At 39.5% G+C, this 24,552-nt stretch carries 20 protein-coding genes; 2 read left to right on the top strand and 18 right to left on the bottom strand.

The annotated features are described in order from the left end of the window. Positions 1-395: 395 nt before the first annotated feature. Positions 396-1,598, bottom strand: a complete 1,203-nt coding sequence (locus tag NSQ61_RS18380; RefSeq protein ID WP_066250011.1) for an MFS transporter — start codon at positions 1,596-1,598, stop codon at positions 396-398. A 159-nt stretch (positions 1,599-1,757) separates the two neighbouring features. On the opposite strand from NSQ61_RS18380, the gene NSQ61_RS18375 reads away from it, so the two are divergent. Further along, on the top strand, positions 1,758-2,726 hold the full coding sequence (locus NSQ61_RS18375) for a hypothetical protein (RefSeq protein WP_340807836.1): 969 nt from the start codon (positions 1,758-1,760) through the stop codon (positions 2,724-2,726). Between the two features lie 292 nt (positions 2,727-3,018). Here the strand turns inward: NSQ61_RS18375 and NSQ61_RS18370 are convergent, their stop codons facing one another. From NSQ61_RS18370 to NSQ61_RS18290, 17 genes are all read right to left on the bottom strand, one after another. Then, entirely contained in the window at positions 3,019-4,074 is a 1,056-nt protein-coding gene (locus NSQ61_RS18370) for an ABC transporter substrate-binding protein (protein ID WP_395994391.1), read from the bottom strand. 14 nt (positions 4,075-4,088) lie between these two features. Then, complete coding sequence (locus NSQ61_RS18365) at positions 4,089-4,892, bottom strand: ABC transporter permease (RefSeq protein ID WP_066250016.1); 804 nt, start codon at positions 4,890-4,892, stop codon at positions 4,089-4,091. A gap of 10 nt (positions 4,893-4,902) precedes the next feature. Further along, positions 4,903-5,694 carry an ABC transporter permease gene (locus tag NSQ61_RS18360; RefSeq protein WP_066250018.1) on the bottom strand — a complete coding sequence of 264 codons (792 nt, stop codon included), beginning with the start codon at positions 5,692-5,694 and terminating at the stop codon, positions 4,903-4,905. Then, positions 5,684-6,763: an ABC transporter ATP-binding protein gene (locus NSQ61_RS18355; RefSeq protein WP_066250021.1), complete on the bottom strand. Its 1,080-nt coding sequence runs from the start codon at positions 6,761-6,763 to the stop codon at positions 5,684-5,686. The genes NSQ61_RS18360 and NSQ61_RS18355 overlap by 11 nt, the downstream gene beginning before the upstream one ends. Positions 6,764-6,789: 26 nt before the next feature. Continuing rightward, positions 6,790-7,332, bottom strand: a complete 543-nt coding sequence (locus tag NSQ61_RS18350) for a helix-turn-helix domain-containing protein (protein ID WP_066250024.1) — start codon at positions 7,330-7,332, stop codon at positions 6,790-6,792. Between the two features lie 818 nt (positions 7,333-8,150). Further along, positions 8,151-9,137 carry an HD domain-containing phosphohydrolase gene (locus NSQ61_RS18345; RefSeq protein WP_063386813.1) on the bottom strand — a complete coding sequence of 329 codons (987 nt, stop codon included), beginning with the start codon at positions 9,135-9,137 and terminating at the stop codon, positions 8,151-8,153. A 63-nt stretch (positions 9,138-9,200) separates the two neighbouring features. Beyond that, the gene (locus NSQ61_RS18340; RefSeq protein WP_130157446.1) at positions 9,201-9,764 is read right to left on the bottom strand and encodes a shikimate kinase; all 564 of its coding nucleotides are present in this window, start codon (positions 9,762-9,764) and stop codon (positions 9,201-9,203) included. Positions 9,765-9,802: 38 nt separating this feature from the next. Beyond that, a complete protein-coding gene (locus NSQ61_RS18335) occupies positions 9,803-10,819 on the bottom strand; it encodes a LacI family DNA-binding transcriptional regulator (protein WP_066250028.1) in 1,017 nt (338 codons plus the stop codon). 593 nt (positions 10,820-11,412) lie between these two features. Continuing rightward, positions 11,413-12,696 (bottom strand): TRAP transporter large permease subunit, encoded by a 1,284-nt coding sequence (locus tag NSQ61_RS18330; RefSeq protein ID WP_063386816.1) that lies wholly within the window; start codon positions 12,694-12,696, stop codon positions 11,413-11,415. After that, on the bottom strand, positions 12,697-13,263 hold the full coding sequence (locus tag NSQ61_RS18325; RefSeq protein ID WP_375338819.1) for a TRAP transporter small permease: 567 nt from the start codon (positions 13,261-13,263) through the stop codon (positions 12,697-12,699). 101 nt (positions 13,264-13,364) lie between these two features. Further along, a complete protein-coding gene (locus NSQ61_RS18320) occupies positions 13,365-14,387 on the bottom strand; it encodes a TRAP transporter substrate-binding protein (protein ID WP_311066534.1) in 1,023 nt (340 codons plus the stop codon). 200 nt (positions 14,388-14,587) lie between these two features. Continuing rightward, complete coding sequence (locus tag NSQ61_RS18315; RefSeq protein WP_242009354.1) at positions 14,588-14,992, bottom strand: cupin domain-containing protein; 405 nt, start codon at positions 14,990-14,992, stop codon at positions 14,588-14,590. Positions 14,993-15,028: 36 nt separating this feature from the next. After that, on the bottom strand, positions 15,029-16,789 hold the full coding sequence (locus tag NSQ61_RS18310) for a thiamine pyrophosphate-binding protein (RefSeq protein ID WP_340807828.1): 1,761 nt from the start codon (positions 16,787-16,789) through the stop codon (positions 15,029-15,031). Continuing rightward, positions 16,786-17,787 carry a zinc-dependent alcohol dehydrogenase gene (locus NSQ61_RS18305; RefSeq protein WP_340807824.1) on the bottom strand — a complete coding sequence of 334 codons (1,002 nt, stop codon included), beginning with the start codon at positions 17,785-17,787 and terminating at the stop codon, positions 16,786-16,788. Before NSQ61_RS18305 ends, NSQ61_RS18310 begins: the two co-directional genes overlap by 4 nt. A 26-nt stretch (positions 17,788-17,813) precedes the next feature. Then, positions 17,814-19,241 (bottom strand): aldehyde dehydrogenase family protein, encoded by a 1,428-nt coding sequence (locus tag NSQ61_RS18300; protein ID WP_339193376.1) that lies wholly within the window; start codon positions 19,239-19,241, stop codon positions 17,814-17,816. Positions 19,242-19,422: 181 nt separating this feature from the next. Continuing rightward, positions 19,423-20,682: a hypothetical protein gene (locus tag NSQ61_RS18295; protein ID WP_340807822.1), complete on the bottom strand. Its 1,260-nt coding sequence runs from the start codon at positions 20,680-20,682 to the stop codon at positions 19,423-19,425. Between the two features lie 334 nt (positions 20,683-21,016). Further along, entirely contained in the window at positions 21,017-22,792 is a 1,776-nt protein-coding gene (locus NSQ61_RS18290; protein ID WP_311067370.1) for a putative bifunctional diguanylate cyclase/phosphodiesterase, read from the bottom strand. Positions 22,793-23,081: 289 nt separating this feature from the next. On the opposite strand from NSQ61_RS18290, the gene NSQ61_RS18285 reads away from it, so the two are divergent. Continuing rightward, complete coding sequence (locus NSQ61_RS18285; protein WP_339193378.1) at positions 23,082-24,521, top strand: PTS mannitol transporter subunit IICB; 1,440 nt, start codon at positions 23,082-23,084, stop codon at positions 24,519-24,521. Positions 24,522-24,552 lie beyond the last annotated feature (31 nt).

The raw sequence follows: 24,552 nt of genomic DNA, 5'->3' as shown, positions 1-24,552 counted from the left end.
ATAACATATTTTAATTAAAAATCAATAGTAAATTATAATAATTTTAATAAAAGAGTTTGAAACCGTTGATCTATCAATCAATGAACCTCGTTTATTATCAATTAGCCACTATTTTTTTCATGTTGTTCTGTTTATTTTCTTTGACAAGTTGTTAAAAAAATTGGCAGAAAAAAACGGCTGAGCAAATATAGCTCAGCCGCTACAAATTGAAAGGTTCTTATGGAAGCTATCGAATGGAAACTGAAAAAACAACATACATAGATGAAAAAGACCGTTGATCTCTCCGTACAAAAACAGCAAGCCATTTTCATTTATGATAAGAAGTCATTCATATTCCCAAGCAATATATGATTCAACGCTAATATGAAAAAATGTTCGTATTTCACTTCATCTCTTTACGAAGAGATTCGCTCCGCTTTCCTTTCCATGCGAGAGCTTGGAATGAATAAAGACAGAAAAGCAGCTGCAAAGGCAAGCAGGCCGGTTGCAAGAAACACTTCATAAAAACCGATGTGATCTGCAATAAAGCCCGCTAACATCGGACCAGTGAAAATGCCGATTGCATAAAATGATTGATAAAAACCCATTGCGGTCGTCCGATATGCTTCTTGACAGCTTTGAATAACCATCGCAAGCAGCAGCGGAAAAATAAAACCAAGCCAAAACCCTATGAAAATATGCATGAAGCAAATCCATAGAATCGAATTTGACAACGGCAACAGAAGATGGAATAATCCGCTTAAAATAAATGAAAGCAAAAGCAGTTGTTTTTGCTTTCGAACAGGAAAATAGGCAAGCAGCAATGATGCAACTGCATGCGGAATAAAAAAGGAAGTGACGACCCAAAAAAACACGGACTCACTAAATCCGATTTTCGAGACATAAACCGGTGTAAATCCAAAAATCGTCATAAACAAAATTCCGTGTCCGGCAAGCGATAAAGCTGAGATGCCCCAAAGCGGCTTGATGCCGAGAACATATTTTAATTGACTCATATATTTAAAATCAATAAGATTCACCTTATCGCCGATTTCTTTAATGCGAAATGAAAGAATAAGACCAATCAAAGCCATGACGGTCCCAATGAGAAACGGCATTTCCCAGCCGAACCACTCTACAATTTTCCCGCTGATAGCCATGCTAATAAATTGGGAAACGACCGTCATAAACTGGAGAATTCCCATCGCTTTGGAAGATTGACTTTCCGTAAAATATTGAGCGTATAATGTAGTAGCCATTACCCACATCGACGCGGTAATTCCTGAAAGAAGTCTTGCAATAAAAATCGGGATAAATGATTGAAAGAAAAGAAACAGGATTCCGCTGGCAAACGCCATAAAAAAACCAGCTATAAGCATTCCTTTTCTCATTTGCCCTAAATAATCTGATAAAACTCCAAGAGGCAAACGAATCAAAATCTGGGTGATGCCGTAACTGCCAAAAATAATGCCAACAAGTGAATAGTCAAACTGCAAATGTTCTAAATAAACCCCAAAGATTGGAACATAAATATAAATGGAAAACCAAAAGCAAAAGATAACTGTTAAAAAAATAATATGATCTTTTTTCCCTGCTATATTTATTTTTTGAACGTTCATCGCCAAAACCTTTCTATATGATTAAATAGGAATTTTTTGCTCTTTCCATTTTACGATATTTTTGAAATTTTACAACATTCAAGTTTCACGAAAATCGTTTCTATAAATTTCCTATTCCAGTAGTATAATAAGATATATATAGTGTTGTGGAGGGATATTATGACTGAGCTTTTAGTAGGATTGATCATTGGTATTTTCATCATGTTCATCGTTGTCAATATCAATAAAACGAAGAAAAAAAGATCATTAAAGCTTGTTCAAGAGGCTGTCCCGACAGAATTAGCCTGCCGCATTCCAGAAGGGCTGCCAATTATCTCTCGTTTGGAAGACTCTCTAAACTCAGAATATATGGAAAAAGTAAAGAAAAGAGTGTTAGCAAATCATCCTAATTGGACCGAAACGGACTTTAACTGGCGCCTATTTGAATTAAAAAGATATTTTTTGTTGGCAGGAATTTTAAAATCAGTTCCAATGTTCAGCGATGAAGTGGATGAAATATGGCATGAAATGATTATGTTTACGAAAGAATACGAGAATTTTTCAAAAAAATTTTTTGGATCGTTTCTGCATCACAGCCCTAATGTGGAACGGACACCGATTCCTCACGAAAGAGCCCTTTTTGATTGGATGTATTTGCACTTATTTGAAATCTATCCAAACAGCACGAAGCTGTGGGGAGGCTTTTTAAAAAATCCGCTAAGCAAAACACTTTTGGAAGAAGTTCGCTCAGCTAGTGACGAAAAACTGTTTGATAAATATTTTCGTTCGTTTGACCCGATCAAACCATTACAAACAAAGCTGCTTGAACAGCTGAAAAACGATATTGAAAAAGCAGAAGAAATGAAACGGCAAAACAAATCGCTCCGCAAGGAAATAAAAACAGACGATACGTACTCGATGCTGCTGCCGGCTATGGTATTTTTATCGCTGTACGAGCAGGACAGTTATACAGAAAAAATGTCGCAGCTTTTGAATAAGGATGCAGGGACAAGCGGAGGTTCTATTTATGCATGCGGGGCTGCACTCAGCGATTCCAATGATCATTCAGGAGGTTCCGGATGCTCTTCTTCAGGATGCTCCAGTTCAAATTGCGGAAGCAGCTGCGGCGGAGGATGCGGCAGCAGCTAAGGAAATGTTCATAACCAAACTCTTTTAAAGGTGAGCGCGATGAGCAGAAACCGGCAAAGTGCCGATTCTTGTTTTCGATTTTAAAAGCCCATATGCGCATTTTTTCTATGCTGCAAACAGCTGCCCCTTCAAAATACCATTAGATCTACTATGCATCCATTTTTACAGTACATAAGGGTAGCTTATGCCGTATATGTTCCAACAACAGCTCGTTCTTGCTTCAAAGATCAGATTTCGCAAAAATCATTAAAAAACCATCGCCTCCCAAATTGAGGATGGCGATGGTTTCCTTTTATTTCGAGTGCATTTTAAATTCTAAAAATAAATCATTATAATAGGAAAGCATTCGTTTCCCTAGGTTTTCATACACTTCCAATTTATCCGTTAATTCAGGGGACGGGTAAAACCGCTCATCTTCAGAAATCTCTTTCGGCAAGTATTCAAGCGCCTTTTCATTTGGAGTAGAGTAGCCGACATATTCAGCATTTTGCGCAGCCACTTTCGGGTCTAGCATAAAGTTGATAAATTTATGAGCGCCTTCTATGTTTTTGGCCGTTTTCGGAATAACCATATTATCAAACCAAAGATTAGAGCCTTCTTTCGGCACCACGTAATCTAGCTTCTCATTTTCCCACATGATATCTGCAGCATCTCCCGACCAGACGAGAGCGGCACCTGCTTCTTCGTTTGCCATCAGCATTTTGATTTCATCTCCAACGATCGCCTTCACGTTTGGAGTCAGTTTATCCAGTTTCTTTTTCGCTTCTAGCAAATGGTCTTTGTTCGTATCATTCAACGAGTAACCAAGACTGTTCAATCCCATTCCGATTACCTCTCGGGCGCCGTCGACAAGAAGTATTTGATTTTTCATATCTTTATCCCATAAATCATTCCAGCTGTCGATCTTTTTTCCCCCGAGAGCTTCCGGATTATACAAAATGCCGACCGTTCCCCAAAAATATGGAATGGAATATTTATTCCCCGGATCAAACGATAAATTTAGAAAACGGGGGTTGATATATTTTAAATTAGGAATTTTCGAATGATCAATCGGAATAAGAAGACCTTCTTCCTTCATTTTGCTAATGGCATACTCAGAAGGGACGGCAATATCAAATGTTGTTCCTCCTTGGGAAATTTTTGTCATCATCGCTTCATTTGAATCAAATGTTTGGTAAATCACTTTTATACCTGTTTCTTTTTCAAAACGGTCGATCAATTCCGGATCAATATATTCTCCCCAGTTGTAAATCGTAAGGGTATTATCACCGGAGTAGCCTTCAGATGCATTCAGTCTCGCAATAAAAAACAGGATGGCAAACGAAGCGATAAATACTATCGCAAACATCTGCACAATTTTTTTCATTTCCGTCCCCCCAATCTTCCCGGACGATTATAGCGCAGCGTGATGAAATAATAGCCGATCACAAGCAAAATCGTTAAAAGGAAAATGAGTGTTGACAAAGCATTAATGGTAAGGGAAATGCCTTGTCGAGCCATTGAATATATTTCAACAGATAAAGTGGAAAAACCATTTCCAGTAACAAAGAATGTAACGGCGAAATCGTCCAAAGAATAGGTTAAAGCCATAAAAAATCCAGCAAAAATCCCAGGGGTAATATAGGGAATTACTACTTTTGTTATGACATTCCACTGGCTCGCCCCTAAATCTCTTGCCGCATCGATTAATGTCGGGCTCATTTCCTGAAGCTTTGGCAATACCATCAATACGACAATCGGCACACTAAAGGCGATATGAGACAGCAAAACAGAAATAAAACCAAGCTGAATGCCGACAATGGTAAACAAAATTAAAAAGGAAGCTCCGATGATGACATCAGGACTGACTAATAGAACATTATTTAACGAAAGCAATGTATTTTTCACCCGTCTTGTTTTGACGGAGTAAATGGCGAGCGCACCGAAAACGCCGATGATCGTTGAAATCGCCGCAGAAAGCAAAGCAATTACAATCGTATTCAGTACAATAATCAACAGACGCACATTTTGCAGGACTTCTTTATACCAGTCCAACGTAAAATTTTCAAAATGATGCATTTTTCCGCCGCTGTTAAACGAGTAATAAATAAGGTAGAAAATCGGAGCGTATAAGATGAAAAATACGATGATTAAATATATATTTGAAACCTTCCATTTTCTGTTCATTTTTCATCCCTCACTTCCGATTTCCTGTTAAAAACATGATGATCACCATTGCAAGAATTAAAAAGACCGCAATGGTTGCTCCCATTCCCCAGTTTTGAGTAACTAGGAAATGCTGCTCTATTGCTGTGCCAAGCGTAATTACCCGGTTTCCTGCAATCAAGCGGGTAATCATAAATAACGATAATGCAGGAATAAACACTGCTTGGCATCCGGATTTAACACCGTCCAGCGTCAGCGGAAAAATGACCCGGCGGAACGTAATCCAAGGGGATGCTCCGAGATCCTTAGCTGCATCTACAAGCGTTGGATTTAATTTTTCTAAAGCATTAAAAATCGGCAAAATCATAAATGGAACGAAAATATAGACAGAAACAAACACAAAGCTGAAATCTGTAAACAATATTTGTTTAGTACCGACACCAATTAATTCCAAAAAATGATTGGCTATTCCATAGGTTCCAAAAATGCCGAGAAAGGCGTATGCTTTTAACAGCAAATTGATCCACATCGGCAAAATGATTAACAAAAGCCAAAGCTGCTTATGTTTTGTTTTCGTTAATAAAAGAGCTGTCGGATAAGCGATCAATAGCGAAAAGGCTGTAATTAAAAACGCATACCAAAATGAACTTAACGCCATTTTCAAATAAACCGGCGTGAAAAATTTCTCGTAGTTTTCAAAAGAAAATGTTCCTTCAATGTTAAAAAACGAATAATAAATGATAAGCAGAATCGGAACGACAACAAATAGTAAGATCCATAACACATATGGTAAGAAGTATAAAGCGCGAATATTACTTTTCATCGGCAACACCAATACGAGAATTTTCTTCTAAACGCATAACGTGTATTGCTTCCGGTTCAAAATAAAGACCAATTTCCTCGCCGACTTCTGCCTTTTTTGTAGAATGAACAAGCCACTCGTTGCCATCCTTATCATAGCAGCAAATTTCATAATGAACTCCTCTAAACAGCTGGGAATCCACATAAACCTTCAGCTTTCCTTTTTCAGGAGTTGTTATTTCCAAGTCCTCCGGTCGAATTACCACTTCTACGTCCTCGTTCGGAGCAAAGCCTTTATCAACACATTCAAACTGCTTTCCGACAAATTCAACAAGATAATCTTGAATCATTTTTCCTGCGACAATATTCGATTCTCCGATAAAGTCTGCCACAAAGCGGTTAACAGGTTCATCATAAATATCTTTCGGCGTTCCACTTTGCTGAATTTTCCCCTTATTTAAAACAAAGATTTCATCAGACATTGCAAGAGCTTCCTCTTGGTCATGTGTGACAAAAATAAATGTAATGCCGAGCCGGCGCTGAAGCTCCCGCAGCTCGTACTGCATTTCCGTGCGCAGCTTTAAATCAAGAGCTGACAACGGTTCGTCTAACAGAAGCACTTCCGGTTCATTGACTATCGCTCTCGCAATGGCGACCCGCTGCCGCTGTCCTCCTGACATCTCCTGAATGTTCCGTTGTTCATAGCCAGATAAGTTTACAAAACGAAGGGCATCTTTTACTTTTTGTTCGATGATATCCTTTTTCATTTTTTTAATTCTAAGACCAAAGGCAACATTTTCAAACACATTCAGATGCGGAAAAAGGGCATAATCTTGAAACACTGTATTGACTTGACGTTTGTTCGGCGTTACATGGTTAATATTTTTTCCGTTAAAATAAATCGTGCCGCTGGTCGGTTCCGTAAATCCCGCAATTAGACGGAGAATGGTTGTTTTTCCGCATCCTGAAGGTCCAAGCAACGTGTAAAATTTTCCGCGTTCGATTTCAAAACTTACATTATCCAATACTGGCAAATCATCATCATATTTTTTTGTCACTTGTTCAAAACGAATAATTGTTTTATTGTTCATGACGTTTCCTCCAACCGCATCAAGAATTATAAATAAGATTCAGTTGCCACTAAAATTACTTGCGACATGCTTTCTGCCTCATTGACAATTTGATGCTCATCGGATGCATGATAATAAATGGATTCTCCTTCCTTTGCCACATACTTTTTTGTTCCGATCCGAACTTTTATTGTTCCTTTCAGAACATAGGCAAACGTTTCAGATAAGGATGGTTCAAAAACTTTAAACTCTCCTTTTTCAAACAACGTTAAAAGAATCGGCTCCATTTCTTTTTCATTTGATTCAGGAACAATCCATTCAACCTTATATCCTCTCTCTTGGTCAATAAATACTTTTCGTTCTTCTTTGCCGTAAACTACTTTTTGCTCGGCATCCTCATCATCGAAAAAATCTTTTGGATTGCATCCCAGCACATCCAATATATTCAGAAACGTTTCCAATGAGGGAGAGCTTAAATCTCTTTCCAATTGGGAAATGTATCCTTTAGACAAATCGGTTCGTTCGCTTAGCTCTTCTTGCGTCAGACCTTTTTTTATCCGCAAATTTCGAATTTTCCTCCCAATTTTCATCATAACAACCTCATTTGTTTAATACTAGTAAACTTTTTGTCAAAAAAAATTAATATATTTATCGAAAATTGTTTATTTCACGACGATTTATTATACACAATTACACAAAAAACACAATAAAAAATTTTCAAAAAATCGAGTAGGAGGGAGCGATTAACTCCCGTCCTCTCACACCACCGTACGTACGGTTCCGTATACGGCGGTTCAATTAAGATAATTGACGCAAGTCTTTATAACTTCCGTGAATAGCTGTTCTCTTTATGCCAGTGGTCACTCCACCCTCCAAGAGATCTCCCACGGGATTCACCGCTTCCTCCCTCAAGTGAGGTACTACGTTTTCTGTGTTCATCATGACTCACTGAATGCCAAGGGCTATTCTCTCTTAATTGTTCGGTCCTTCTTAGTTGTTCTAGACCAACTAATACTATGACCTCTGCTGACTTCTGACTGTTCAGCTATCTATCACTAGATAGGTTACCAAGGTTACTTGGCGTGCCAGCCAGACCTCCCCGGGTAAGAGTGTAATCTTTCCTTCCATCCATCTGCTTCATTTACTCTGTATCACCTTCGGCAGAAAGGGCTTTGTTTTGTCTTGCAAACTCACCCAGTGATACCTAGCCTCATATGAAGTTCGTGTTCCTCAGACCGGAAGTTTGCCGCTCGCTTCCTTCAGATTCCGCGTCACCACGGACACCCTTGCGTTAAGCTAACTGCTACTTCTGCCTTCGCAGCTCGGGACTTTCACCCTATAGATTACACCCATGCCGGGCGCACAAGAAGGAAATTTTAGTTGATCTTCAACTAAAATTTCCTTCTTTTTAAAAATCCTTAATTGTCAGAAATGAGGCCACTACATCTGGATCAAAATGCGTATTTTGATGCTCCACTAAAAAATTCAACGCTTTTTCAATCGGCCATGCAACTTTATATGGACGGCTGCTCGTTAAAGCTTCAAACACATCGACAACCGCAACAATTCTAGCTTCTAAAGGAATTTCTGCTCCTTTCAAGTTTTTCGGATATCCCGTTCCATTCCATTTTTCATGGTGAAAGAGAATAATATTTTCGGCCACTTTATAGCTTTGCCTTAAAAAGTTATCTTTCAGTTTGCTTGTTATTTTTTTCAAAATGTCAAAGCCTATTAACGGATGCGTCTCCATAATTAAGCGTTCATATTTTGTTAGTGGTCCTGGTTTATACAAAATTCCTTCAGGTATGCCAGCTTTTCCTATATCATGCAAAATGCTGGAATAAGCAACATTTCTCATATATTCTTCTGATAAATTAAGATTATGATAGCTGTTGTGAGCATAAATGAGCTTTTCAGTTAGTTTTCGAACGTTGATCAAATGATCCTCAATGCTTGGATCTTGAATTTCACAAGAAATCGCCAGCACTTCCAATATTGATTTTTTTGTTTCTTCTATTTGCTCCTGCGGAACGTATGCTCCGCTGTCCAGCTGCTCCAATTCCCGAAAAATTCCTACAAAAAACAGTTCATCTTCTATTAGAATAGGAGTTATCGTTATAGATGAGTGCCATAATTCTCCGGATTTCTTACGATTCACAAAAACACCGGACCAAGGCTTTTTTTCCGATAATGCTTTTTTCATCGAAGCATAAGTTTGCTCCGGGGTCAAATGAGATTTAATGACACCTGCTCTTCTGCCGACAATGAAATCCTTTTTATATCCCGTTATTTGTTCATACGCATCGTTAACAGCGACGACAACATGATCTTTATCTGTCACAATGACAGCATCAGCCAGTTGAAGATAAGGAGACAATAAGTTTTCTACATTCATGTTTTTAAATCCCTTTCCCAAATCTCATCTTGCAAACTATTCATTTAAAGGGATAATCTCATATTATTGGTTCGGTTCATAGATGCTCCACGTTAATTTCACCGAATTTACAATTTCATCTGCTACTGTTTCAGGATCAAGATTATTGGTCGATACTTTTGAGTTATGGAGAGAGTATGCATTTTGCCGTTTTATAAACAATTCTTCAATTTCCTCCATTGATTTTTCCTTTAAAAGAGGGCGGTTCTCGACTAAAAGCGGCATTCGATCCTTCCAGCTGTCCCAAGATAAATCCAGCAAAAAGACGATGCAGTTTGATAAACAAGCATTGCGGACCTCTTCTTGTAAATAGGCTCCCCCTCCTAAAGATACAACCTTCAAGCGTGTGTTCGTGCAAATATCAACAATATACTCCTTTTCGATTTTTCGGAAATAATCTTCGCCAAATTTTTGAAATATTAACGAGATGGGCATATTTTGCTTTTTTTCAATCTCCTGATCCACATCAATGAAATCTCGGTACAGCTTTTTCGCGACCAACTGGCCAATAGTCGTTTTGCCGACTCCCATAAATCCAATTAAAACAATATTTTTTTCCCGAAGAGGGATTTCTACATGTTCCTTCATAACGCATCCACTTCCCTAGATTTCTTCATCATGGTGTGTCAGCTTGACTCCCGCACTACAAGCTCAGGCTGTAAAATCAGTTTTTTTGCCTCTTCTTCATCACCTTTCATTCTCCGATGCAAGAGATCAGCAGCTTTTGCACCGAGCCGATCAGGAAAAGCTGCAATGGTTGTTAAAGAAGGGCTGAATACCGCTGACTCCGGAATATTATCAAAACCAACCACAGCCACATCTTTGCCTGGAACTATTCCTTGTTCTTTTAATCCGAGCATAACACCAGATGCAACAACATCATTATAGCAAAAAACCCCGGTTGGAGGCTGAGGATGCTGCATAACTCGCTTAATCGCCTCTATTCCCCCTTGCCTAGTTGCGGGAGATTGGACAAACAGCGATTCATCCATTTCCAGCCCGGCTTGTTCAATCGCTTCACAAAATCCTTTTTTCCTGTCTGTCCATACTGATGAATTAGAAAAACCGCCCAAAAAAGCGATGCGGCGGTGGCCTTGTTCGATTAAATGTTCAGCCGCTATCCGTCCGCCTGCAACATTATCGATTCCGACATAATCAAACGGCTCTTCTGACAGCATTTTTCTCGCTACTAAAATAACAGGAATCCCCCATTGCTTTAACCGTTCTACCATATCTGGTGAACTGCCTGGGACAGGGCTCATAATTACCCCGCCGACACGATATTCAAGCATTGTCGCAAGCAGCGCATCTTGTTTATCAGGGGAATCAAACGTCGTTCCTAATATTACGGTATATCCTTCTTTATCTAAAGCTTCGTGAACGCCCACCAATAATTCCGAGAAAAAGGGGTTGCCGATCTCTGTTATAATCAAACCAACTGTTGAAGATTGGTGGGATCGTAAATTCGCTGCAACACGATCATATATATATCCCAACTCTTTTATCGATTTTAACACTTTTTCTCTTGTTTCTTTTGAAATATTTGGGCTGCCCCGAACAACAAGGGAAGCTGTAGCCCTCGACACACCCGCGTGTTTTGCAACCTCCTGCAGCGTCACGCGGGACTGTTTTTTTCGTCCCATCTGTCTAATCACCTGCTAACGCAATTAATCAACGAATTCAGTTGAGAAAAGTATACCTTTACATTTAAAACGTTGTCAATTTGTTTATTTCCATGCTTTACGGCTTTGAAAATGTTATAAATAATCACCTCCCTTCAGGCTGCAGGAGCACCACAAATCACCTGAAAAAATGGGCTGAAGTCGGTTTATATAGACAAGATCATAGATCAAATATGTACTTCTGGCGGGAGGGAGCCGCCATATAACCGTTTCATAAATGGCTCCAAGTGATTCACCTTTGCCTGTTATATGGATACCAAATGAAAAAAGCCCCGTTCGAAAAAGAAATCGCGCGATTGGAGGCAGTGGAATATCACCAAGAGAGTGAAGCTCGATGTGCGAAAGACAGCTTTTTTGAATAGGGAAAAATTCATTCAAGTACGAGTATCTGAAGAAAATCGCAAAATAAAAGATTTAATCATAAAAAACTGCACATTATTTCAGAAAAGGAGCCAATCATTTGCTCCACCCTTCCTGAAATAATGTGCAAATTAACAATACCTTCAGTCCAATCAAAGTACCTTTTTAAATCAGATAGTAAACACTTTAAAAATCTACATATCTGTAAACCATTGAAGCGGAACGGTAACAATGGACGGAAACAGAATAAGCAGTAAAAGAACAAGTGTTTCTGCAAGTAAAAAAGGCCATATTCCTTTCATAATGTCCTCCATTCCTATCTTTCCAACCCCACAAGCGACATTTAACACAGTACCAACTGGAGGAGTGAGCAATCCAATGCAGTTGTTCAGTATAAACAGCACCCCGAAGTACACCGGATCGATTCCCGCCTTTTCAATAATAGGCATTAAAACAGGAGTTAAAATCAGAACAGTAGGCGTCAAATCCATTGCCGTACCAACTAAAAGAACTAACGCATTAATTGCTAGCAGAAGCAGCAATTTGTTCTCGATTAACGGTCCAAGCATATCCGCAGCTATTGATGGAATATTGGCTACTGTTATCAACCAAGCTGACAACATTGCTGCTGCTACAAGAAACATTACAACGCTTGTTGTTTTTGCAGCAGCTACTAACACCTTAAACAAATCTTGTATTTTAAGTTCTCGATAAACAAACAACCCGACAAATAACGCATAAAATGCAGCTACAACAGCAGCCTCTGTCGGAGTAAAAATCCCGCCCCGAAGTCCTCCAACGATAATAGCTGGAAGTAAAAGCGCCCAAATAGCCTGACGGGTAGCAGACAATACTTCTTTTGCAGATTTTCGGGGGAAGACTTCTACCTGCTCTTTTCTTACCATTAACCACCAACAGACAACCAAGCATAAACCAATAAGAAGCCCTGGAATGATCCCTCCCATAAATAATTTTGTAATCGACACGCCGCTTGTTACCCCAAAAATAATCATCGGTATGCTCGGAGGGATGATCGGGGCAATAATACCGCCGGCTGCAATGAGGCCAGCAGACCGATTTCGGTCATATCCAGCCTTGACCATCATCGGAATCAGAATAGCGCCAAGAGCCGCCGTATCCGCTACCGCTGAACCGGATAAACCGGCGAAAAGGACGCTTGCCATGATCGCTACATATCCTAATCCTCCACGAATATGACCGACAAGAGACATGGCAAAGTTAATAATTCGATTAGAAATGCCTCCTGCGTTCATCAATTCTCCCGCAAGAATAAAGAAAGGAATAGCCATCATCGGAAAACTGTTCGCCCCATTAATGAGGTTCTGTGCCATAATTTGAGTGTCAAAAATATTCAGAAAAAACATGAGAGCAACACCGCTCACCAAAAGCGCAAACGCAATAGGCATCCCCAACGCCATGACACCAATTAATGAGCTGACAAAAACAACAAAAGCCATCTACCTCTCACCTCCTGCCATCCCTTGTTTTTTCCCATGATGTAATTCCACGATTTCTTCATGAACCGCTTCCATAATTTCATCTTCCGATTCTTTCATTCGGATAAGCTTTTCAAGCGTATTTGGCCGAAAGAGAGCCTGATAAATATTAAATATTACTATTATTCCCATTCCGATACTCACCACAATACCCATTCCATACACATAAGCGAGTGGCAAATTCGTGGCAGGAGCTCTGCTTTCCAAGCTGCTCATAGTGATCTTCCAGCTTCCATCCAGAAGCAGCCACAGTACATAAAGAACAATCGCATTACTTAAAATAAATACAATTCGCTTTGCCCCAAGCGGCAGCTTTTTTAAGAGTACATCCACCCCTAAATGGTCGTTATCTTTCAAAGCACCGATGGCTCCTAAAAACACCATCCAAACAAATAGATATCGCGACATTTCTTCCGACCATGTAATGCCGGAATGAAAAGCATAGCGCAATACGACATTGCCAAAGACGAGAATTGCCATGGATGCTAAACATAACGCCATTAATATCTGCAACAGCTTATCTAGCATAAATGCAACCTTTTTCAACCGTACTTCCTCCTCACTTTCAAATAATTGGAAAATAACTCTTAAGAGTGAGCACACTCCTAAGAGTTAAATAGTGTCATCATTTATTTGCCTGCCTCCAATAATTTAGCAACTAGATCTTCACCAAATTCTTTTCCGTATTTTTTATAAATCGGCTGTACTTTGTCAATAAACGCTTGCTTTTGTTCATCTGTTAACTCTGTAACAACCATCCCCTCTTTTTCAATCTCTTTAAATAATTTTTCATCTTCTTCTGCATTTAACTGACGCTGATATTCTTTCGCTTCTTCAGCTGCTTTTTTTATGATCTCTTGTTCTTCGCTGGAAAGTGTTTTCCAAAACTTTTCGCTTATTAAAAACGGGCTTGCATTATACACGTGACCGGTTTTTGTAATGTACTTTTGAACCTCATACATTTTATTAGCTGCAACGTTTCCAACAGGATTCTCCTGTCCATCGACAACCCCTTGTTCAAGTGCAGTAAACAGCTCTGTAAAAGCCATTGGAACAGGATTCGCCCCTAATTCTTTCCACAGATCAATATGAAGCTTGTTTTCAAGCGTACGAATTTTTAATCCTTTAATATCATCGACACTTTTAACCTCTTTGACGTTGTTCGTTAAATGGCGAAACCCGTTTTCCCAGTAGTTTATACCAATAACACCTGTTCCTTCCAGATCTTTCATTAATTCTTGCCCAATTTCGCCATCCAAAACTTTGTAAGCGGTTTCTCTGTCTTTAAATAAAAAAGGTAAGTCCAATACGTTAAATCTTGGAGCGAAAGATGCGATCGGCCCAGTCGACATGGTTGATCCTTGAATAGATCCCATTTTTAATCCTTCAAATACTTCTAAATCCCCTCCGAGCTGTCCATCGGGATATACTTCAACTTTAATAGATCCATTTGTTTCTTTTTCGACGATTTCACCAAATTTATAAAGTCCTTTTGAGAGAGAGCGTTCTTTTGTAGTCGCCACTGCTAATTTCATAATTTTAGTTTCTGAAGATTTTGAGCCTGATTCATTATTTTCTCCCGAACTCGAACCGCTTGAACATCCGACTAACAGCAACAAACAAGATATTAAGATGAAAGAAATTTTTTTCATTTTTTCACACTCCTATCTTACAATCAATTTGATTTTCGAAAGGTTTATAGTTTTGATTTTATTAATAACTAGGCGTTTGGGGGAGCAGAAAAGGGCTGACATGGCATGGATTATCCTCATTTCTACCCTGTCAATAACCCCTTTCTTAGTCCATCTTTTTGAAAATGATCGTTTTTGTTTTCCTGCAAAAAATTGCTTCTTTAATCTTCTGGCAGGCTTCCTTGCGGGCTATAGCACCACAACAACCAAAGCGGTTCATTTCCTGTATTAACATGCTGGTGATATTCGCCCTCGGGTATGAACATATAGTCTCCTTCTTTAAATGGACGGCGGTTTCCATTTCCATCAACCACTTCTCCTGAACCTTTTATAACTACGTCCATTTCTTCAGATTCTGGATGGTTGTGAAGGGAGCTTGCTTCCCCGGGGGAAAAAATCGTAATTCCAGCCATAATATGTTTAGATCCTACAGTTTGCGGGGTAATCAGCTGGAAAACCTTGCGAATCTGGTTCAACTCCGGCTTATCCAGCCCTAACCATAATGTTTTAGCGTCTTGAAAAGGATCAAGAACTTTAATTTTCATGCCTGCGCTCGTTTTCGGCATAATCAATTCCTCCTTCATAATTTAATTGGAAATGTTTTAATCCACTGAAACATGGTGAACTTTCCTATCCGGGGAATAGATGTCCATAATATTCCAATGTCCTGCTGTCGGCGTTGGTACATTGATCATCTCCACATCAATCACAAACGGTTTATTTGCTTCAATGGCCCGCTGCAATGCTGGCTTGAATTCCGCTGCAGCTTGAACTTTTACACCTTCCACACCGTAAGCCTTCGCAATGGCTGCATAATCAGGTGAATACGGCTTTCCATCTTTTCGAAATACCGTTCCGTAGGTTGTGTCGAAGTGGGCTTTTTCCAGTCCGGCTATGGTTCCAAAAGCATGATTGTTCATGATCACCCAGACAACCGGAATATTTTCTTCAACAGCGGTGGCAAGAAGCGCCGGATTTTGTCCGAAGCCTCCATCACCGACTAATGAAACGACCACTTTATCTGGATGTGCTATTTTTACTCCTAATGCTGCGGGCGCACCAAAGCCCATCGTGCAATAGCCCCCAGGCGTGAAAATAGTGCCCGCTTCATATACCGGAAATTGCTGTCCAACCCCATTTTTATTCCAGCCGACATCCGTTGTTATAAAAGCATTTCTTGGCAGCACTTCACGCACTTCTTGTAAAATCCGCTCCGGACGCATCGGATAGCAGTCATTGCGAATATGTTCCTCATTCTGTTTACGAAATTCTTGTTTATATTGAGAAATTTTCTGTTTCAGCTCTTTATTTTCTTTTCCCTTTGGAACGAGCTCTTTCGCCACCCGGTTTATTACGGAAAGCGCTTGTTTTAAATCTGCCACAATTCCGATTTCAGTCGGATAATTTCTTCCAATCTCGTTCGGATCAATATCAATATGAATCAATTTCGTTTTCGGAATGTTAAAGGTGTATTCCGGCTCCCAGGAGCTGCAATCCGCCTCTGAAAATCTTGTGCCGAGTGCTAAAATCAAATCTGCATGCAAACACATATCATTCACAAATTTTGTTCCCCAGAAGCCTGTCATGCCCAAGGCTAATGGATGATCGTCGGAAATGGCTCCCTTGCCCATTAATGTGTAGGCAACAGGAATGTCAAAATGTTCAGCTAATTCCTTCAATTCTTTGGAAGCATCGGCTAGCATAATGCCTCCTCCAGCATAAATCAATGGATTTTCCGCCTTGATTAGTTTTTCGACAATTTCTTTTGCAGTCTCGTTATCGATAGAAGGCTTATGCAACTTTTTCGTATGATGATTCAATTTTTCAAATAAAGCAACATCGACCTCCTTCGAGAAAATATCCATTGGCACAGATACTAAAACAGGTCCTGGTCTTCCGCTTTCAGCTAATTGAAATGCTTTTTCTAAAATTTCCGGAAACAGATCCGGCCGGTCAACCCGCCATGCACGTTTAACAAACGGGCGGTATATTTCGTATTGGGATGCATCTGCATGCAGGTTAATTTCTTGATGTGGGTGCTTTCCATAGAAATGACTCGGTACATCCCCTGCAATGACAACCATCGGAATGGAATCTAAAGCGGCATTTGCAACACCTGTTGCAGCGTTCGTCAATCCTGGTCCAAGATGGCTTAAGACAACTGCCGCTTCTTTTTTTGCCCTCGCATACCCGTCTGCCATATGTGCAGCAATTTGCTCATGCCTTACATTTACAAACTTGATGGAGCTTTTTTCTAAAGCGGCTAAAACAGCAATGTTTGTGTGGCCGCAAAGACCAAAAATATGTTCAACCCCGCGGTTTTCCAAATATTGAACGAGTTGATCGGAAACCAGCTTTTTCATAATTTTTCTGCCTCCTTAAAGCTTAAAATAACTTTTCCAGCATTTCCGGAAGCGGCCGTTTCATAAGCTTCCTTGTAGTCGGTAATGGAAAAAATTTTAGAAACAATTTGTTCGACGGAAAACTCAGGATCCCGTAGATATTCAATCGCTTGCAAATAGTCATCTGGAAATTGATAAATTATTGAACCATATATTGTGATTTCACTGCGCACAATATGGACAATCGGAAAATTCGCCTCCTGCGCCAGCCCAATCAAAACGACAGCTCCTCCTGGCTTCGCCAATTTTACAGCGCTTTCAACTGAAACCTTTGTACCGGCTGCTTCAAATACAACGTCAAACGTTTCAAGCGATTCAATCTCATGCGGCAAGAAAACTGAAATATCACCGATTTCTCTAACTAAATCAAGCTTGTGCTGATTGATGTCAATCGCTGTCACTTTTGCACCTAAATAATGGGCGAGCGCCGCTGCCAGCATTCCTTCATTCCCGCAGCCGACGACAGCTACCTTCATATTTTTTTCCACATTGACCTTTTTAAAGGCATGGACGATAACTGCGAGCGGCTCTACGAGAACTGCTTTTTTATTCGGCAAGTCATCAGGCACTGCTAAAACATATTTGGAAGAAATGTTAATCTCTTGGGCAAACCCTCCATCAATATTTACGCCTAACGATTTCTTGTTTCGGCATATATTTGTCAAACCTTTTTGGCATTGATCGCATACTCCACAAAATGTATTCGGTAAAACAACGCACCTTGTTCCAATTTTAAATGAAGCTTGTTCCCCTTTTTCCACAATCACCCCAACAAGTTCGTGGCCGGCGCGAACGGGATATTTTGCATAAGGGAGCTTTCCTTTATAAACACTTAAATCAGAACCGCAAATCCCTCCATATACTAATTGAATTTTTACCTCATCGCCTTTTGGAGCTGGAACTGAGTTGTTATGCCGCAGCTCTAGTTCGTTCGGTTTTTTTACATATAGCTCAATCAATCTGTACACCACCATGTTTGTTTCATTCAATAAGGATCTTGAAAAACAATCATCTTCATTTCTGTCATTTCCTGAATTGCATAACGCGGCCCCTCCCGGCCAATCCCGCTATTTTTCACACCGCCGTAAGGCCAATGGTCAAGCCGGAAATTTGAAGTGCCGTTGATTACAACGCCTCCTACTTCCAGCTCCTTAGCTGCTTGATAAATGACATCCATGCGGTTTGTAAATAATCCCGCTTGAAGTCCAAAGGACGAATTATTTGTTTCCGCTATTGCCTCTTCAATCGTACAATACGGAATAATGCTGACAATCGGGCCGAACACTTCTTCACATACAACTTTGCTTTGCTTCGGCGGATTCAGAAGAACAGTCGGCTCAACTGTCGCCCCATGCTGTTTTCCTCCGGTAATCAACTCGGCTCCGGATTGGACTGCTTCCTTGATCCAATTCATAACGCGTTCCGCCGCTCGTTCATCCACCAAACAGCCAATATCTGTATCCGGCGATAATGGATCTCCAACCTTTAATTGCTCCACTTTCTCTTTGAAAAGTTTTGTAAACGGCTCAACGACAGTCTCGTGTACATAAATTCTTTGAACGGAAATGCAGCTTTGACCGGAATTGCTGTAGCCTGTTAAGGCACATAAAGCTGCCGCTCTCTTTAAATCAGCATCTTCGTGTACAATGGTTGCGGCATTTCCTCCTAGCTCTAACAGCACTTTTTTCATTCCAGCCAAGTCACATATATTACGGCTGGCAGCAACTCCTCCTGTAAACGAAATAACATTGACCCGGTCATCCTGAACAATTTGCTGTCCAACTTCTGCTCCTCCGAGCACCATATTAATACCGTGTTTTGGAAAGCCTGCTTCAAGCAGAAGTTTCAGCAATTCCGCTGCAATTAAAGGCGTCTGTGGAGCGGGCTTTAACACAACACTATTTCCGGCTGCAAATGCAGGTCCGATCTTATGACAAATGAGATTTAACGGCGCATTAAATGGGGTGATAGCTGCAACAACCCCAACCGGAACACGAAACGTCACGGCCAATGCTTTTGTTCCGCGCTGCGAAGCGCTTCCTGGTATCGTTTCTCCGATCAGCCGTTTTGCTTCTTCCGCTGATTGCTCCAATGTTTCAACCGAGCGGGATACTTCATCCAATGTGTTTTTCAATGGCTTACCGAGCTCCTCGGAAATAAATTTTGCGAATGTTTCTTTTCTGCAGTCTAGCAAGGAAGATGCTTTTTTTAAAATATTGGCTCTCTCGTAAACTGGAATTCCTGCAATCTCTTTTTTTGCTTGAAATGCTGAGGATAAAGCATTTTCAACATCTTCCTTTGTTGACAGCAGCTGCTCACCGATTATTTCGCCAGAATAAGGGCTCCGCACCTGTACTACTGGCCGCCCCGAATTGATCCAACATCCGTTAATAAATGGCTGGGCTTTTCTCATCTTATCACCTGCTTATCACATCGATTTGGCTCTGGTTACTTTTTTATTAGATCGATCCAATATCCGAGCTTTTTTAGATCGATCTAAAATTCTATTAGATCGATCTAAAAAAATATTTATTGTTGAAAATTTTGAAAATAATCTCTTTTTAAGAAGATTATAAATTTTATTGTAAACGGTGTCAATACATAAAAAGCATTTCAACTAAATAAGCGACCACAATGCCGAACCCAATGTACCCTAATGCAAAAATCATATTCCATGAACCGATCCGATAAGATTGTGCCTTTAATTCATCAGACAAAATTGATACTGATATATTAAATGGGCTGAACATCACAGTCGACAAGCTGCTGCATATTAACACAATGGATAGCGGAATTGGTGGTATGTCGACTAAAAACGGCTGCAAGAGCTCTGCCAATAAAGCAAAACCTACTAAAGGGTGAAAACCAATTAAAGATGTAATGAAAAAATAAAGTCCTATTGTACTATATAAAATCAACGTCTTTTCAGTTCCTAATTCAAAAACAGGTTTTAAAAATGATAGTAATTGCGAGTCTGCCAGCATTTCTACAAATAAACCTGCTCCCAAAAACATGAAAAAGTAATTGGCTAATCCCCTTGTCCGCTCTTTCCAATGCTGGATTGCAACTGTAAAATATCTTTTTCCTTTTTTAATAAACAAAGACCAAATAGCAGAAAATGGGATAATCAATAATACAACAGAAAACAGAAAACCTTTTTGTAAAAAATGTTGAACAGTCGACACCATGAATATCAACAAAAGCAGCATTCCGATTAATTCAAAAGCTTTTTTATAACCCTTTTTCTTATTAAAAAAATGAGGCGTATGAAAGGCGATTTGGATACCTTTATATTTATACGAAGACATGAGCCAATCAAACCCAAGCATTATGATTGCCATCGAAAGCAAAATTGGAAAAATGATAAAATACTGCACTTTTGTAATGTCTATCGTTGAACTCACCATCACCTCCATCGGGCTCCAAGTAAGACATAAAGCATAGGCGCGCAGCAAGTTTTGCGAATAAAATTTCGTTAGCACTTTTTTGGGCAAATCATGCAGTATAACATTTAATGATTTAATAAGAAGGGGGGCTGTAGCAATATTTAAAAATAGACCGAGTATATGACAAACTCCTGAGCTTCGCCGATATAAATGGTTCAGATCAGCAGCTTGATCCTGAAGTAACAAGCTTAAATGTTTATCATACCTTCCGACACGAATGATGGAATTCATAAATGGCAATACAAAAAACAATGAAAGCAAACCAAGCACTTGCTCAAAATGCAAAATAAACGTATGCCATGGCTGCTTACTTTGAATAAATAAAACAAATCCAATCAATAAAAATATGGCACCTGAAATGAGATATAGTCCTCTGGCATAAACCGCTGAAATTGCGAGTGCTACCAAAGCGACAGCTCCAGTGCTATAGCTTATGACTGGAGCATGAAAAAAACGAGATAAAATATAAATAGCTATCAAAACTGTATACACAAAAATGCGCAAAACCTTTCTCTCATCCTTTCTTTCTTAAAATATACTAATACATAATCTACGGGATCTTCCCTTAACATAATACAGTCTATCAAACACATAAACATTTTTACAAAACAAAAAGTCCGGACTCGATATGCCGGCATCTTTTATATGAAAAAACGCACTCTGATAACACGCCGATCCAAAAAATATAAATGCCTCCTCTCCCAAAACGGCTTGAGAAATGGAGGCAGAAGTGAATCATTATTTACATTCTTCTTAAATAATCCCCGGCTTTATCCGCTGGCAAAGGTTTACTGAAATAGTATCCTTGCATAATATGACAGCCCTTCCCTAGCAAATATTTGAGCTGAACATTTGACTCGACCCCTTCTGCAATGACATCCAAATTTAGAGAATGAGCCATTGCGATGATGGCGTTGACGATTGGATTTTCCTTTTGCCCCTGCCCGATTTGCTGTATAAACGAACGGTCGATCTTAATTGCATTGACAGGAAGTCTATTCAAATAATAAAGAGAGGAAAAACCTTTGCCGAAATCGTCCAGATGAATGTGCACACCTAATGATTGGAGCTTTTGAATAATTTTTACCGCATGTTCAAAATCTTTTATGGCCGTTGTTTCCGTTATTTCGATGACAAGCGAAGAATACGGCAGCTTGTATTTTGAAATCGATTCCTGGACTTGATGAACTAAATCACTATGAAAAAATTTACGTGCCGACATATTAACCGCAATTGTTAATTGTTGATTACTAAATTCCTCCTGCCAGCATTTAAGCTGTTTACACGCTTCATCCAATCCTAAGTTTCCTATCAATTCAATCGTATTATCTTCTTCAGCCAACTCAATAAATTCTGATGGAGATAGAAACCCTTTCTCCGGGTGATTCCATCGAACTAAAGCCTCAAACCCGATGGTTCTCCTTTGAATGATGTCAACTTTCGGCTGATAATATAAGACAAACTCGTTCTTGGCAATACCGCGCCGCAGCTCCTGCTTCAAAAGAAAACGTTCGTAATGATGTTCCATAAAAGATTGATAGAAGCGATATGTGCTTTTCCCATCCTTTTTTGCCTCATACATGGCTAAGTCAGCATGATGGATCAGTGTGTCTGCATTGTGGCCATGCTCAGGAAAAAAAGAAACTCCTATGCTTACTGTGATAAACACAGCATTTTCTCCTAAAATTAGTGGATATTGAAGCTCATTGACAAGGTTTGCAGCTAAATTATAAACTTGATCCTTTTCTACATCTCTCAGCATGATGACAAATTCATCGCCGCTATTGCGGCAAAGAAGCGCGTTTTCGTTTTTCATTATGTCTTTTAATCGTTTTGCAAATTTGACTAACAGCTCGTCTCCCTTCTTATGCCCGAAAGAATCATTGATCATTTTAAAATTGTCAATGTCAATAAAGAAAAAGCCTCTTTTTATTTCAGGATGTTTTCCTATTTCTTCATCAACCATTTTTCGAAAAGTAGCCCGTTCTAATAAATTAGTCAACGAATCGTAGTGTGCCAGCTTTAATAATCTTTTTTCCTTTTTATTCCTAGCTATTTCCTTCGCAGTCCGATCCCTAAACAAGCGAAAAATCGTTTCGGCTTTCTCCTTTGTCTCCGTCGTCTCTATGTTTATAATAAAAATGAGCCCAATGATCTCCCCTTTGCTGCTTTTAAGAGGTATTTCCAAATAACCGGCGCCTTCTATATCTCCCTTTAATCTAGAGAATAACTGGTGAATTAATTTTTCGTAAAAGCTCGCTTCCTTTAAAGAACTTTCCAAAGCTAGTATTGGCTGAACATCTCCATCAGACAAATTTCCGTTTCGATACATTGCTAGTACATTTATTTTTGAAGATGTTTCGTCCACTTCTCCGACAAGGACTATTGGCGCATGTAATGTTTCTGCAATATACTTAACAAGGGAGCGAAAGTATTCTTCTCCAACATGAGTCAGCACTTCAACAGCCCGTATACCCAGCACTCTCTCAATCTCTTCCAGAGCTTCGTGTCTTTTCATCCCCACTACGATACCCTCCACATAATACGATTCCATTTTCAAGCACCTTATACAGAAAATAGAAGTTACATTTATAGTAATAAAATACAGGAAATTTGTCATCTGATAGATGCCAAAAAATAGCTAAAAAGAAGGATAAAAAGCATGCGTTTGGTTAAACTTCAAATAAATTTTGTCAGCAGCAAAAGTGACAAACTTGACTTTTCTTTAAATTGAGACTCGCAATGATAACGCTTTAAAATTTAAAATGTAGAAACATTATTCTAAAAAAATAAAAGGGGTGAACACAATGGCAGAATCAAATGTTAAAGTAAAAATACAGAGATTCGGCAGTTATTTAAGCGGAATGATTATGCCAAATATCGGCGCATTTATTGCGTGGGGACTCATCACTGCGTTATTTATACCGACTGGTTGGACACCAAATGAAGCTTTAGCAAAACTAGTGAATCCGATGATACAATATTTGTTGCCGCTTCTAATTGGTTTTACCGGCGGACGCATGGTGTATGATCTGCGCGGAGGAGTTGTGGGTGCAACCGCAACGATGGGAGTAATCGTTGGAGCGGACATTCCCATGTTTTTAGGTGCCATGATAATGGGCCCTCTTGGTGGGTATATTATAAAGCAAGTGGACAGACTGTTCCAAGGAAAAGTTAAATCCGGATTTGAGATGCTTGTCAACAATTTTTCAGCTGGTATTGTCGCTGCTATTTTAACGATTATTGCTTTTTTAGGAATCGGCCCGATTGTCTTAACTTTGAGCAGCGTTTTGGCAGGTGGAGTTAAATTCATTGTCGATGCCAACCTGCTTCCGCTCGCAAGTATATTTATCGAACCCGGAAAAGTGCTGTTTTTAAATAATGCGATTAATCATGGAATTTTAAGCCCGCTCGGAATTGAACAAGCAGCAGAAACAGGCAAATCCGTTTTATTTTTGCTTGAAACGAATCCAGGGCCAGGTCTAGGAATTTTGCTTGCCTATATGCTGTTTGGAAAAGGAAATTCTAAACAAACTGCTCCTGGTGCAGCCATTATTCACTTTTTGGGTGGAATTCACGAAATTTACTTCCCTTATATTTTAATGAGACCATTATTAATTTTAGCTGCTATTGCCGGCGGAGCGAGCGGAGTGTTAACATTCTTACTTTTTGATGCCGGACTTGTGGCAGTGCCTTCGCCGGGAAGTATTATTGCATTAATGATTATGACTCCAAAAGGACATTATATAAGTGTGTTGGCTGGTGTTATTGTTGCAACTGCTGTTTCATTCCTCATCTCAAGCATCATCTTAAAAGCAGCGAAAGCAGACAGCAAGGAAGACTTATCAGCAGCAGCAGAGAAAATGCAGCAATTAAAAGGTAAAGAAAGCAAAGCAGCAGAAATGCTCACAAATCAAGCGCAAAAAGACAGTGAAGATGCCGAGCTGCAAGAAAATGAATTAGACAATGTCCAAAAGATTGTTTTTGCTTGTGACGCAGGCATGGGATCCAGTGCAATGGGCGCTTCCATTTTGCGAAACAAAGTCAAAAAAGCTGGGTTAAATATCGAAGTAACAAACACTGCCATCAACAATTTGCCTGATGACGCAGACATTGTATTTACACATAAAGATTTAACAGATAGAGCAAAAGCAAAGCTTCCAAATGCAACACACATTTCTGTTGAGAATTTCTTAAACAGTCCTAAGTACGATGAACTGCTAGAAAAATTAAAAGAACAGTCATAAGCAGATTGCACAGCTGTGCACTTTAAAAGGG

Origin of the sequence: Aeribacillus sp. FSL K6-1121 (assembly GCF_038003725.1) — a bacterium.
Taxonomy (GTDB): Bacteria; Bacillota; Bacilli; order Bacillales; family Aeribacillaceae; genus Aeribacillus; species Aeribacillus composti.
Note: the sequence above shows the minus strand (reverse complement) of the source record. Positions and strands in the feature narration are given on the sequence as shown.

What these genes read in the sequence shown, in the direction of transcription:
- NSQ61_RS18380 (WP_066250011.1), bottom strand. Translation starts at nt 1,598, where the DNA reads ATGAACGTTCAAAAAATAAATATAGCAGGGAAAAAAGATCATATTATT.
- NSQ61_RS18375 (WP_340807836.1), top strand. Translation starts at nt 1,758, where the DNA reads ATGACTGAGCTTTTAGTAGGATTGATCATTGGTATTTTCATCATGTTC.
- NSQ61_RS18370 (WP_395994391.1), bottom strand. Translation starts at nt 4,074, where the DNA reads ATGTTTGCGATAGTATTTATCGCTTCGTTTGCCATCCTGTTTTTTATT.
- NSQ61_RS18365 (WP_066250016.1), bottom strand. Translation starts at nt 4,892, where the DNA reads ATGAACAGAAAATGGAAGGTTTCAAATATATATTTAATCATCGTATTT.
- NSQ61_RS18360 (WP_066250018.1), bottom strand. Translation starts at nt 5,694, where the DNA reads ATGAAAAGTAATATTCGCGCTTTATACTTCTTACCATATGTGTTATGG.
- NSQ61_RS18355 (WP_066250021.1), bottom strand. Translation starts at nt 6,763, where the DNA reads ATGAACAATAAAACAATTATTCGTTTTGAACAAGTGACAAAAAAATAT.
- NSQ61_RS18350 (WP_066250024.1), bottom strand. Translation starts at nt 7,332, where the DNA reads ATGAAAATTGGGAGGAAAATTCGAAATTTGCGGATAAAAAAAGGTCTG.
- NSQ61_RS18345 (WP_063386813.1), bottom strand. Translation starts at nt 9,137, where the DNA reads ATGAATGTAGAAAACTTATTGTCTCCTTATCTTCAACTGGCTGATGCT.
- NSQ61_RS18340 (WP_130157446.1), bottom strand. Translation starts at nt 9,764, where the DNA reads ATGAAGGAACATGTAGAAATCCCTCTTCGGGAAAAAAATATTGTTTTA.
- NSQ61_RS18335 (WP_066250028.1), bottom strand. Translation starts at nt 10,819, where the DNA reads ATGGGACGAAAAAAACAGTCCCGCGTGACGCTGCAGGAGGTTGCAAAA.
- NSQ61_RS18330 (WP_063386816.1), bottom strand. Translation starts at nt 12,696, where the DNA reads ATGGCTTTTGTTGTTTTTGTCAGCTCATTAATTGGTGTCATGGCGTTG.
- NSQ61_RS18325 (WP_375338819.1), bottom strand. Translation starts at nt 13,263, where the DNA reads ATGCTAGATAAGCTGTTGCAGATATTAATGGCGTTATGTTTAGCATCC.
- NSQ61_RS18320 (WP_311066534.1), bottom strand. Translation starts at nt 14,387, where the DNA reads ATGAAAAAAATTTCTTTCATCTTAATATCTTGTTTGTTGCTGTTAGTC.
- NSQ61_RS18315 (WP_242009354.1), bottom strand. Translation starts at nt 14,992, where the DNA reads ATGCCGAAAACGAGCGCAGGCATGAAAATTAAAGTTCTTGATCCTTTT.
- NSQ61_RS18310 (WP_340807828.1), bottom strand. Translation starts at nt 16,789, where the DNA reads ATGAAAAAGCTGGTTTCCGATCAACTCGTTCAATATTTGGAAAACCGC.
- NSQ61_RS18300 (WP_339193376.1), bottom strand. Translation starts at nt 19,241, where the DNA reads ATGAGAAAAGCCCAGCCATTTATTAACGGATGTTGGATCAATTCGGGG.
- NSQ61_RS18290 (WP_311067370.1), bottom strand. Translation starts at nt 22,792, where the DNA reads ATGAAAAGACACGAAGCTCTGGAAGAGATTGAGAGAGTGCTGGGTATA.
- NSQ61_RS18285 (WP_339193378.1), top strand. Translation starts at nt 23,082, where the DNA reads ATGGCAGAATCAAATGTTAAAGTAAAAATACAGAGATTCGGCAGTTAT.